This is a genomic window from Tabrizicola sp., assembly GCF_036781545.1.
Taxonomy (GTDB): Bacteria; Pseudomonadota; Alphaproteobacteria; order Rhodobacterales; family Rhodobacteraceae; genus Tabrizicola.
The window spans coordinates 1-10,717 of the sequence record NZ_DAIQAT010000117.1; the positions used below are offsets into that span (position 1 = coordinate 1).

13 protein-coding genes are annotated in these 10,717 nt (G+C 68.1%); 11 read left to right on the plus strand and 2 right to left on the minus strand.

Going from position 1 to position 10,717, the window contains the following annotated elements:
• The 9 genes from V7Q39_RS15200 to V7Q39_RS15240 form a co-directional block, all read left to right on the plus strand.
• On the plus strand, positions 1-258 hold a 258-nt coding region (locus V7Q39_RS15200; protein WP_333817455.1), incomplete at its 5' end, for a hypothetical protein.
• Positions 224-868: a GntR family transcriptional regulator gene (locus V7Q39_RS15205; RefSeq protein ID WP_333817456.1), complete on the plus strand. Its 645-nt coding sequence runs from the start codon at positions 224-226 to the stop codon at positions 866-868. The genes V7Q39_RS15200 and V7Q39_RS15205, both read left to right, overlap by 35 nt.
• Positions 869-880: 12 nt before the next feature.
• Complete coding sequence (locus tag V7Q39_RS15210) at positions 881-1,966, plus strand: cupin domain-containing protein (RefSeq protein ID WP_333817457.1); 1,086 nt, start codon at positions 881-883, stop codon at positions 1,964-1,966.
• Positions 1,967-2,081: 115 nt separating this feature from the next.
• Positions 2,082-2,492, plus strand: coding sequence for a cytidine deaminase (locus V7Q39_RS15215; RefSeq protein WP_443082531.1), 411 nt, complete (start codon positions 2,082-2,084; stop codon positions 2,490-2,492).
• Positions 2,489-3,799, plus strand: coding sequence for a thymidine phosphorylase (locus V7Q39_RS15220; protein ID WP_333817459.1), 1,311 nt, complete (start codon positions 2,489-2,491; stop codon positions 3,797-3,799). The genes V7Q39_RS15215 and V7Q39_RS15220 overlap by 4 nt, the downstream gene beginning before the upstream one ends.
• The gene (locus tag V7Q39_RS15225) at positions 3,799-5,007 is read left to right on the plus strand and encodes a phosphopentomutase (RefSeq protein WP_333817460.1); all 1,209 of its coding nucleotides are present in this window, start codon (positions 3,799-3,801) and stop codon (positions 5,005-5,007) included. The genes V7Q39_RS15220 and V7Q39_RS15225 overlap by 1 nt, the downstream gene beginning before the upstream one ends.
• Positions 5,008-5,071: 64 nt before the next feature.
• Entirely contained in the window at positions 5,072-6,049 is a 978-nt protein-coding gene (locus V7Q39_RS15230; protein WP_333817461.1) for an adenosine deaminase, read from the plus strand.
• A gap of 1 nt (position 6,050) precedes the next feature.
• A complete protein-coding gene (upp, locus tag V7Q39_RS15235) occupies positions 6,051-6,683 on the plus strand; it encodes a uracil phosphoribosyltransferase (protein ID WP_333817462.1) in 633 nt (210 codons plus the stop codon).
• The gene (locus V7Q39_RS15240) at positions 6,680-7,216 is read left to right on the plus strand and encodes an SPOR domain-containing protein (RefSeq protein ID WP_333817463.1); all 537 of its coding nucleotides are present in this window, start codon (positions 6,680-6,682) and stop codon (positions 7,214-7,216) included. The genes upp and V7Q39_RS15240 overlap by 4 nt, the downstream gene beginning before the upstream one ends.
• Positions 7,217-7,218: 2 nt before the next feature.
• Here V7Q39_RS15240 and V7Q39_RS15245 read toward each other — a convergent pair whose 3' ends face one another.
• On the minus strand, positions 7,219-8,241 hold the full coding sequence (locus V7Q39_RS15245; protein WP_333817464.1) for a hypothetical protein: 1,023 nt from the start codon (positions 8,239-8,241) through the stop codon (positions 7,219-7,221).
• Between the two features lie 161 nt (positions 8,242-8,402).
• On the opposite strand from V7Q39_RS15245, the gene V7Q39_RS15250 reads away from it, so the two are divergent.
• Positions 8,403-9,350 carry a DMT family transporter gene (locus tag V7Q39_RS15250; protein ID WP_333817465.1) on the plus strand — a complete coding sequence of 316 codons (948 nt, stop codon included), beginning with the start codon at positions 8,403-8,405 and terminating at the stop codon, positions 9,348-9,350.
• On the opposite strand, the gene V7Q39_RS15255 is transcribed toward V7Q39_RS15250, so the two are convergent.
• Complete coding sequence (locus V7Q39_RS15255) at positions 9,311-9,901, minus strand: thymidine kinase (protein ID WP_333817466.1); 591 nt, start codon at positions 9,899-9,901, stop codon at positions 9,311-9,313. The genes V7Q39_RS15250 and V7Q39_RS15255 overlap by 40 nt on opposite strands.
• A 359-nt stretch (positions 9,902-10,260) precedes the next feature.
• Here V7Q39_RS15255 and V7Q39_RS15260 point away from each other — a divergent pair, with 359 nt between their 5' ends.
• Positions 10,261-10,713, plus strand: a complete 453-nt coding sequence (locus V7Q39_RS15260) for a hypothetical protein (protein WP_333817467.1) — start codon at positions 10,261-10,263, stop codon at positions 10,711-10,713.
• The last annotated feature ends 4 nt before the right edge of the window (positions 10,714-10,717 follow it).

Consider the following 10,717-nt stretch of genomic DNA (forward strand, 5'->3'; position numbering starts at 1 on the left):
GGTCCGCACGGCTTTGCCGTGGCAGAATGCCTGCATTTGCCGCCGATGGAAATCAATGAAAACCAGCAAGTGTTTTTCGGCTTTGCGGGAAGGTGCCGGAGCGGGGTCGGATATAAGTATACAGATCTTGCGGATAAATCTCCAAATTTAACGCATATCTGCGAATATGCCTGGACTCTGTCCAAAAACAGTATACTTTTACTCGACGCCTCCAGTCGCCCCTATGCCCCGCACCAGCCACCGCACCCGTATCCATGACCTCCTCCGCTCTCGCCTCCTGCAGGGGGAGATCGCGCCGGACACCCGTCTGGTCGACCATGCCATCGCCGCCGAGATGGGCGTCAGCCGGATGCCGGTGCGCGAGGCGCTGATGCAACTCGTCTCGGAAGGCTATCTGGAAAGCACCAGCCGGGGCTTTGCCCTGCCGAACCTGAGCCCCGACCGCATCGCCGAGGTCTTCGTCCTGCGCCGCCTGCTGGAGCCGCACGCGGTTGCCGGCGTGGCCCGCGACCGGGGCGAGGGCGACCTTGCCGCGATGGGCGCGGCGCTGGCACTGGCCGAGGGCGCGGGGCCGGACGTGGCGGCCTTCCACCGCGGGGCCGAGGGCTTTCGCAACGGCTGGCTGGGCGCGGTCAGGAACCAGGAACTGCGCCAGTCGATCCAGCGTTACTCCGGCCAGGTGCAATCGGTGCGCTTCGCCACCCTGCCCGACCCGGAGGCACGCGCGACCATTCTTGCGGGGCTGCGCACGCTGCTCGCCGCGTTTCGCAGCGCCGACAGCCTTGCCGCGCAGGACCGGATGCTGCGCTTCATCTACGATGCCGAGGAAAGCTACCGCCGGGGCCTTGCCACCGGCCTGATCGTCTGAAGGGAACTGCCGATGACCGACGAAATCCGCGCCGAAATCCGCCTGCCGACGCAGGAGTTGCGCAACGACCTGCCGTTCTTCACCAAGACGCTGGGCTTCCGACTGGACATGATCTTTCCCGCCGACAACCCCTCGGTCGCGGTGCTGTCCGGCCACGGCGTGCGCCTTCGGATCGAGAGGGACGCGCCGGAAGCCCCCGGCACGCTGCGTATCCTGACCGACGATCCGGGTTTTGCGGGTGGGGCGAAGGCGCTGACAGCGCCGAACGGGACAAAGGTAGAGATCGACGAGTTGAACCCGCCGGTGGTGACGCCTGCGACGGAGCATGCCTTCGTGGTGCGCCGCCTCGCCGACCAGGCGCCGTGGGTGATCGGTCGCGCGGGGATGGAGTATCGCGACCTGATCCCCACCCGTCTGGGCGGCGCGATGATCGCCAGCCATATCCGCGTGCCCGACGGCCCGGTGCCGGACATGGTGCATTTCCATAAGGTGGGTTTCCAGCTGATCTTCTGCGTCGCGGGCTGGGTGGATGTTCTGTATGAGGATCAGGGCGATATCCGCCGCATCCATGCGGGAGACTGCTTCATCCAGCCCCCGACCATCCGCCACAAGGTGCTGCATTCCGAAGGCGTGCAGGTGGTGGAGATCGGGGTGCCGGCCGAGCATGTGACCGAGATCGACCATGAGATGAAACTGCCCACTCCGCATTACCGGCCGGATCGCGAATGGGAGGGGCAGAAGTTCGTCCATGACATCGGGTCGAAAGGGGTATTCAAGCCCTTCCGCATCCCCGGCTTCGAGGCGCGGGACACGACGATCAACGAGAATACGAAGGGCGTGGCCTCGGTCATGGTGGCGCGGCCGACCGGGCAGGCGGCGCCCTGGACGGTGCATGACGGCGATATCCTTTTCACCTTCGTCATGACCGGCGGGATGACGCTGGAGGGCGAGGGCAAGGACCCCTACCGCCTGTCTCCCGGAGATGCCTTCGTGATCCCGCCCGGCATGGCCACGCGCTATTCCGATGCGACGGCCGACCTGGAACTGCTGGAGGTGACCCTGCCCGGCAATCCGCCGACGCGGGTGGTGGACAGGTAGCCTCCTCCTCCGGCTTCGCCTTCTCGTCGGTCCAGGCCCGCGAGGAGCAGCCGAAGGCAACCGACGAACACACCCGGCTTGCGGAAATCTGCGGGCGGCCCCACACTCTGACCAAATGGTCAGGGAGAGGGCGATGACGCTTCTGGAGGCGGCGACGGCGGTGCGCGAGCGGGCCTATGCGCCCTATTCGCGGTTCAAGGTCGGGGCGGCGCTGCGGTCGCCCAGCGGAGCCGTGCATGTCGGCTGCAATGTCGAGAACGTCGCCTACCCGGAAGGCACCTGCGCCGAGGCCGGGGCCATCGCGGCGATGATCGCAAGCGGGGATACAAGGATCGCCGAGGTTCTGGTGATCGCCGACAGCCCCGATCCCGTGCCCCCTTGCGGCGGCTGCCGCCAGAAGATCGCCGAATTTGCGGGGCAGGAGGTGCGGGTGACGCTCTGCACCACCGACGGCAAAGAAAAGGTGATGACGGTGGCTGACCTGTTGCCGGGCGTCTTCACCGCCGCCCATATGGACCGGGCGTGACCGACGCCCGCGCCATCATTGCCCGGGTGCGGGACGGCGGCCAGCCCTCTGCCGAGGAGCTGCGCTGGTTCGCGATGGGCCTTGCTTCCGGCGCGGTGACGGATGCCCAGGCGGGGGCCTTCGCGATGGCGGTGCTGTTGAAGGGCCTGTCCGAGGAGGGCCGGGTCGCCCTGACGCGGGGGATGCGGGACAGCGGCGCGGTTCTGGACTGGGACCTCCCCGGCCCGGTGGTGGACAAACATTCGACCGGCGGGATCGGGGATTGCACTTCGCTGCTGCTGGCCCCCGCGCTGGCCTGCTGCGGGGCCTATGTGCCGATGATCTCGGGCCGCGGGCTGGGGCATACGGGCGGCACGCTGGACAAGCTGGAGGCGATTCCGGGGTTCCGGACGGGGCTGACCGAAGGCGCCCTGCGCAGACAGATGGCCGAGGTGCATTGCGCCATCGTGGCAGCGTCGGCCGACCTCGCCCCGGCGGACCGGCGGCTTTATGCGATCCGCGATGTGTCGGGCACGGTGGAGAGCATCGACCTGATCACCGCCTCGATCCTGTCGAAGAAGCTGGCCGCCGGGCTGGAGGCGCTGGTGCTGGACGTGAAATGCGGCTCGGGCGCCTTCATGAAGACGCCGGAACGGGCCGAGGCGCTGGCGCGGTCGCTGGTGAAGACGGCGCAGGGGGCGGGCTGCATGACCTCGGCGCTGATCACCGACATGTCGCAGCCCTTGGCGACGGCGGCGGGCAATGCGCTGGAGGTGATCGAGGTGATGGAGACGCTAACCGGCACCTCGGTCAACGTGGCTTTGTGGGACGTGACGGTTGCCTTGGGGGGCGAGGTGCTGGCGCTGGCGGGGCTGGCATCGGACGCGGCAGATGGCGAGGGGCGGATCGCGCAGGCGCTGGAAACGGGTGCGGCGGCGGAATGTTTCGGGCGGATGGTCGTGGCTCAGGGCGGCCCTGCGGATTTCGTCGACCGCTGGCCGGACCGGCTGCCCTCGGCCCCGGTGATGATGGAGGTGCCCGCGCTGGCCGACGGCTTCGTCGCCCGGATCGACGGCGAGGTGCTGGGGCAGGCGGTGGTGCATCTGGGCGGCGGCCGCCTGCGGGAAGGCGACCGGGTGAACCCTTCGGTCGGGCTGTCGGATCTGGCGGGGATCGGTGAGGAGACCGGAGAGGGCGTTCCCCTGGCGATGGTCCATGCGGTGACGGAAGATGCCGCGCGGGCGGCGGTGAGGGCGGTGCAGGTGGCCTACGGGATCGTGCCCGAGCTGCCGGAAGAGCCGACGCTGATACAGAAGAGGATCGGCTGATGTCCAACGCAAAGGGTCGGGCCTTTCTGATCGTGATGGATTCCGTGGGCTGCGGCGGTGCGCCGGATGCGGCGTCTTTCGGCGACGAGGGGTCGAACACGCTGGCCCATATCGCGCAGGCCTGTGCCGAGGGGCGGGCCGAACAGGGCCGCTCCGGCCTGCTGAAGATGCCGAACCTCGACCGGCTGGGGCTGGGGGCGGCGATAAGGCTGGCCTCGGGCGCGGCGACGCCGGGTCTGGATGCGGTGCCCGAGGGGCTCTGGGGGGCCGCGACGGAAGTGTCGCGCGGCAAGGACACGCCGTCGGGACACTGGGAACTGGCGGGCGTGCCGGTGCCCTGGGACTGGACCTATTTCCCCGACACCATCCCGGCCTTCCCCGACGACATCGTGGCCGAGGTCTGCCGTCTGGCGGGGACCGAGGGCATCCTCGGCAACTGCCATGCCTCGGGCGTGCCGATCATCGCCGAGCATTGCGAAGAGCATCTGCGCACCGGCTGGCCGATCTGCTACACCAGCGCGGACAGTGTCTTCCAGATCGCCGCGCATGAAGAGGCCTTCGGGCTGGAGCGCCTGCTGAAGCTTTGCCACGACCTTGCCCCCATGTTGCACGCCCGCAAGGTGGGCCGGGTCATCGCGCGGCCTTTCACCGGCGAATGCGGCGATTTCAAGCGGACCTCGAACCGCAAGGACTTTGCCATCGCCCCGCCCGCACCGACGCTTCTGGACTGGGTGGCGGGGGCAGGGCGGGCGACCCATGCCATCGGCAAGATCGGCGACATCTTTTCCATGCGCGGGATAGGGAAGCTGTGGAAGGGCAAGTCCGATGCTGACCTTTTCGAACATCTTGTCCGGCTGGGGGCGGAGGCGGAGCCCGGCTCCTTGACCTTTGCGAATTTCGTCGAGTTCGACACGCTTTATGGCCATCCCCGCGACGTCTCGGGCTATGCCCGCGCGCTGGAATGGTTCGACGCGGGCCTGCCGCGGTTCTTCGCCAACCTGCGGCCCGGCGACCTTGCCATCTTCACCGCCGATCATGGCAACGATCCGACCTTCCGGGGCACCGAGCATACCCGTGAACGGGTGCCGGTGACGGGTTGGGGCACCGGCCTGCGGGAGATCGGGATCTGCGGATATGTCGATGTGGGGGCCAGCATAGCGGCGCGTCTGGGCGTCGCGGCAGAGGGGCCGGGGCGGAGCTTTCTGTGACAAACCCCGGGGCACTGCCCCGGACCCCGGGATATCTGGAAACAGAAGACATCAGGAGCGTTGCGTGAGCGGATTGCCGAAGGTCGAACTGCATCTGCATCTGGAGGGTGCGGCACCGCCTGCCTTCATCCGGGGGCTGGCGCAGGAGAAGCATCTGGACATATCCGGCATCTTCGATGAGCGGGGGCAGTATCGCTACAAGGATTTCTGGGACTTCCTGAAGGTCTATGAGGCGGCGACCTCGGCCTTGCAGACGCCGGAGGATTACGCGCGGCTGACCCTCGCCGTGCTGGAGGAATCGGCAGCCTCCGGCGTGGTCTATTCCGAGACCTTCCTCTCGCCCGATTTCTGCGGCGGGCGGGATGTCGGTGCCTGGCGGGAATACCTGCATGCGATGCGCGAGGCCGCCGACCAGGCTGAGCGGCAGATGGGCATCACCCTGCGCGGTGTGATCACCTGCATCCGGCATTTCGGCCCCGACAAGGCGCGCGAGACCGCCATCTGCGCGGCGGAGACGGCGGGGGACTGGATCGTGGGCTTCGGTATCGCGGGGGACGAGAAGATCGGCGCGCCCAAGGATTTCCGCTGGGCCTTCGACTGCGCGCGCGAGGCGGGGCTGCGGCTGACCGCCCATGCCGGGGAATGGGGCGGGCCCGAAAGCGTGCGGGATGCGGTGCGCGACCTGGAGGTGGAGCGGATCGGCCATGGCGTCCGGGCCATCGAGGACCTCGCGCTGGTGGACGAACTGGCCGAGAAGGGAATCGTGCTGGAGGTCTGCCCGGGATCGAATGTGACGCTGGGCATCTATCCCACCTTCCGCGACCATCCCATCGCGGAACTCGACCGGCGGGGCGTGAAGGTCACGGTCTCGACCGACGATCCGCCCTTCTTCCACACCACCATGGCGCGGGAATACGAGGAGTTGCACCGCGCCTTCGACTGGGACGAGGGGCAATTCCGTCGGATCGCGCGGCAGTCGCTTGACGCGGCCTTCTGCGATGCGGATACCAAGGCAAGGATCGCGAAGAAGCTGGAGATTTGACATGCTGGAACACCTGACCGTCGTGTCGCACCCCTTGGTCCAGCACAAGCTGACGCTGATGCGCGAGAAGGACACCTCGACGGCAAGCTTCCGCAAGCTCCTGCGCGAGATCAGCCTGCTTCTGGCCTATGAGGTCACGCGCGAACTGCCGATGACCACCAAGCGGATCGAGACGCCGCTGGAGGAGATGGACGCCCCCGCCATCGAGGGCAAGAAGCTGGCGCTGGTCAGTATCCTGCGGGCGGGGAACGGTCTTCTGGACGGAATTCTGGAGCTGATCCCGGCCGCGCGAGTGGGGTTCGTGGGCCTTTACCGCGACCCGGACACGCTGCAGCCGGTGCAATACTACAACAAGCTGCCCGACCATATGGAGGACCGCATCGCCATCGTGGTCGACCCGATGCTGGCGACGGGGAACTCCAGCGCGGCGGCGGTGTCGCTGCTGAAGCAGGCGGGCGCGCGGCAGATCCGCTTCCTGTGCCTCCTGGCCGCGCCCGAGGGGATCGCCCGGATGAAGGAGGCGCATCCCGATGTGCCGATCGTCACCGCGGCGGTGGACAGCCATCTGAACGACCACGGCTATATCGTGCCGGGCCTGGGCGATGCCGGGGACCGGATGTTCGGGACCAAATGATCCGGGGCGGGGCTATTGCGCTGCTGCTGGCAGCCCTGCCCGCCGCGGCCGAGCCGGTTAAGCCCGCCGAACTGCCCCCCGCGGGCTATGCCGGGCAGCAATATGTCGACAGCAAGGGCTGCCTCTTCGTCCGCGCCGGGTTCGGCGGCAAGGTGGTCTGGGTTCCCCGGGTGACGCGCGACGGTGCGCCGGTCTGTGGCAACCCGCCCTCGGGGCATCGGGTGCCGGTGGCTGACGAGATCGGGGTGCAGCCGGTGCCGCCCGCCGGTGCCTCGGGCGCCGAGGCCGGTCAGTGGACCGATGGCGGCTATTTCGTCGCGGTCGGCAGCTACGGGGCTGCGGCCAAGGCCGAAAGGGCCGAGGCGGATCTGGCGAGGCTGAACTACAGCACTGTCCGGGGCAGCGTGGCGGGCGCCGAGGCGGCCCTGATCACAGTCTATGCCGGTCCCTTCCGCGATGCCGAGGCCGCGTCGGCGGCGCGCGATGCGCTGCGCGAGGCCGGGTTTTCCGAGGCAACGGTGATCCGGCCCTAGCGTCAGCCGCCGCAGATGCCCTGCAGCGCGACCCAGGACTCGTCCGGGATCAGCGGCGAGGGCGCAAGGCCCTTGTAGGGGTCGTTCGTGGCCAGCCCTGCCGTGGCCCCGCCCTCCGGGTCGATGGCAAGCGCATAGGGCGTCGCCGGGATCTGCGCGGCCTCGAAGGCCGCCAGCACGGTCGCATCGGGCAGGGCGACCGGCGCGGCGCGCAGCATCGCCTCGCCATAGCCGTTCAGCGCGGTGTCGGGCAGGCTGGCGGTGGTCAGAAGCTCGAAGGTCGCACGCAGGCCCGCATATTCCAGCAGCGGCACGATGGGATCGCGCGCCTTCATCCGCAGGCGTTCCACCAGTGCCGCGCCCGCCGCCGCCTCGGGGCCGTTTGCTTGCTCGATCAGCTTGCGCGGCAGGATGATCACATCCCCCGGCAAGTGCAGCGGCTGTTCCACCCCTTCGGGCAGGACGTAGAGGATCGGCGTGTCGACCGGGCCGAAGACCCGCTCCGACAGCGCGGCCAGCGCCTGCAGCCCCAACCGGCCGTTGCAGGTGGCGCCGGTCACGCGGATCAGATCATCCAGCGCGCGCTGGCCGATATCGGCGCGCTGCGCGGGTGGCACGACCTTGGCGGTATGGCTGACCAGCGCGCCGGGCAGCCAGATCACGGCGGCCAGCACAACCGCCGCCGCCGTTCCCCCCAGCAGCACCCCGCGCAACCGCCCGGGCCGCGCCGTCGCCGCCTGCACCGCCTGCCGCACGGTGCCCAGCGCGGCAATCATGTCGGGATCGTCCAGTTCCAGGCTTTCCAGCGCCTCGGGGCCGGGGGCGAAGACCGGCGGCTCCTGCCCCCGGTTGATCCGCTCGATGGCGGGAAGTGACCAGTGGCTGACCGCGGCCCCGCTTTTCGGATCCAGAAGCACCAGCGTCGCATCGCCGAAGCGCACCAGCACCTCACGCCGCTGGTCCTGCGGCGTCTCGCGCCACAGGCCCCCGCATTCCAGCCTTTGATACTTCCGTAGCGCCGTCATCGGCTGAAAGGGTCTCTGCCTGTTTTGCCGCAGCTTACCCGCCCCCGACGGCGGCGACAATGACCCGGTTCGCTTGCACGCCAGCGACCCGGAAGGTCGCGTTCGGGCAGGCGCGGCCTCGCGTTCTTGGGCCAAGTCAGGCGATGCAGCCGGACGGACCGATGACCCATGCCCCGAACCGTACCCTCGCCGCCTTCGGCGCGGTGCTGATCTATGCCTGTGTCATCGCCTTCACCGACAACTATGTCCGGGTGATCGCGCGGGATGCCGGGCTCTGGCAGTTCCATGCGACCCGCACGGCGATGGCCTTCGCGATCCTGGCGCTGGTGGCGCTGCCGCTGGGTCTGAAGCTACGGCCCCGGCGGCCCGGGGCGGTGCTGGCACGCTCGACGATCCACGGCGCGGCGATGGTGATCTACTTCGGCGCGCTGGCCTTCCTGCCGGTGGCGCAGGTCGCGGCGGGCCTCTTCACCGCGCCGATCTTCGTCCTTCTGATCCAGCGCTTCGCCTATGGCCGCCCGATCTTGGGCCTGCAGATCCTGGCGGTGGTGCTGGGCTTTGCCGGGGTGGTCCTCGTCCTCGGTCCCGAGGCGCTGTCGGGGGCGACCTTCGCGGCGCTTCTGCCGGTGATCTCGGGGGCGCTTTACGCCATGGGCAACATCGCCACCCGCGAATGGTGCGCGGGCGAAAGCGCCGAGACGATCCTGGCCGGGTTCTTCGGGGTGCTCGGCGCGATCGGGCTGGTCGGCATGGCCGTGCTCTGGGCCTTCCCGCTGCCGGTGCCCGAGGGGGCCGAGGGTTTCCTGCAGCGCGGCCCGGTCTGGCCCACCGGCGAGTTCCTGTGGTGGACCTTCGTTCAGGCCGCAGGCTCGCTTCTGGGCGTTGGCATGATCGTCAAGGCCTACCAGATCGCCGAGGCCTCGCGGGTGTCGGTCTTCGAATATGTCATCCTGCCCGCCTCGGCCGCCTGGGGCTTCGTGCTCTGGGGCGAAGAACTGACATGGATCGCGGTTCTCGGCATGTCTCTGATCGTGCTGGCGGGCGTGCTGATCGCCCGGCCAGTGCCGGTTCAGTCGCCGGCCCCGTCTCCCACGGCCTCGCGCCAGTGACGGCGGCAGAGGCTGACATAGGTCTCGTTCCCGCCGATCACCACCTGCTCGCCTTCCTTGAGCGCCCGCCCGTCGGGGCCGCGGCGGATGACCATGGTGGCCTTCTTGCCGCAATGGCAGATCGTGCGCACCTCGCGCATCTCGTCGGCCCAGGCCAGAAGGGCGGCCGAGCCGGGGAAGAGGTTGCCCTGGAAGTCGACCCGCAGGCCGTAGCACATCACCGGCACGCCCAGGTCATCCACGGCGCGGGCCAGTTGCCAGACCTGCGGCTTGGACAGGAACTGCGCCTCGTCGATGAAGACGCAGGCAACCGGGCCGTCCTCGAAACGCGCCTTCAGCTTTTCGAACAAATCCTCGCCCGGGGCGAAAGTATCCGCCTCTTCGCCGATGCCGATGCGGCTGGCGATCCGGCCCTTGCCGGCGCGGTTGTCGAATTGCGCGGTGATCAGATAGGTCTGCATCCCGCCTTCGCGGTAGTTGTGCGAGGCCTGCAGAAGCGAGGTCGACTTCCCCGCGTTCATGGTGGAGTAGTGGAAATAGAGCTTGGCCATGGCCGAGCCCTAGCCGATCACCGGGCCGCGCTGCAAGACTGGCAGGAGGCGGCCCGGTGTCGGACGGGAACATTTACGCGGGCGGGAAAGCGGGCCCAAACACACACACTCACACGCGGATCACGCCGCACACTTGTCACTGACACGGGCCCGCCGCGCTTGTCGGCTCCGCCGTCAGCCCGTTTCCGGACTGATGCGGCGGGCCCCACCCTTGCCGGTGCTGGGGACACCGGCCACTCGCTACCGTTCCGGACATCCGGAACATCTTTATTCATGACAAAGAGTTCCCATCCGATTAATGGGAAAAAAATCTCGAGTTTCCCCGGCCTTGACGTGGGGGCAGGCAATTGGAGTGACAGATGTCGATAGCGTCCTACCTGAAAAAGCATACCGAGGCCCTGGTGAAGGACGTGGGCATCGAGGCCGCTTGCGAGATGACGGGCAAGTCGAAGGCGACGCTCGGGCGCTATTATTCGGAAAGCGACGAGCACGACGACCGCTTCATGCCCATCGACGTGGTGGCCCAGCTGGAAGCGTCCAGCCGCTTCCCGCATGTCACGGCGGCGCTGGCCGATCTGCGGGGGATCACGCTGTCCTACAACGGCGAGAAGCGCAATGCGACCTCCTCTGGCGTGAACCAGGATGTGGTCGCCTTGGCGCAGCGCTTCGGGATGCTGATGGCGGAATACAATCAGGCGATCAGCGACGGGAAGATCTCGATCAACGAAGCCAAGCGGCTTCTGCGCGAAACGCTGGCGATCCAGCAGGTGCTTCTGGAGATGAAGCTGAACCTGGAGGAAGAGGCCAGCTGACGCG

Bases quoted from the DNA above. Each gene is read 5' to 3' on its own strand.
- V7Q39_RS15205 (WP_333817456.1), top strand. From the start codon at position 224: ATGCCCCGCACCAGCCACCGCACCCGTATCCATGACCTCCTCCGCTCT.
- V7Q39_RS15210 (WP_333817457.1), top strand. From the start codon at position 881: ATGACCGACGAAATCCGCGCCGAAATCCGCCTGCCGACGCAGGAGTTG.
- V7Q39_RS15215 (WP_443082531.1), top strand. From the start codon at position 2,082: ATGGTCAGGGAGAGGGCGATGACGCTTCTGGAGGCGGCGACGGCGGTG.
- V7Q39_RS15225 (WP_333817460.1), top strand. From the start codon at position 3,799: ATGTCCAACGCAAAGGGTCGGGCCTTTCTGATCGTGATGGATTCCGTG.
- upp (WP_333817462.1), top strand. From the start codon at position 6,051: ATGCTGGAACACCTGACCGTCGTGTCGCACCCCTTGGTCCAGCACAAG.
- V7Q39_RS15240 (WP_333817463.1), top strand. From the start codon at position 6,680: ATGATCCGGGGCGGGGCTATTGCGCTGCTGCTGGCAGCCCTGCCCGCC.
- V7Q39_RS15245 (WP_333817464.1), bottom strand. From the start codon at position 8,241: ATGACGGCGCTACGGAAGTATCAAAGGCTGGAATGCGGGGGCCTGTGG.
- V7Q39_RS15250 (WP_333817465.1), top strand. From the start codon at position 8,403: ATGACCCATGCCCCGAACCGTACCCTCGCCGCCTTCGGCGCGGTGCTG.
- V7Q39_RS15255 (WP_333817466.1), bottom strand. From the start codon at position 9,901: ATGGCCAAGCTCTATTTCCACTACTCCACCATGAACGCGGGGAAGTCG.
- V7Q39_RS15260 (WP_333817467.1), top strand. From the start codon at position 10,261: ATGTCGATAGCGTCCTACCTGAAAAAGCATACCGAGGCCCTGGTGAAG.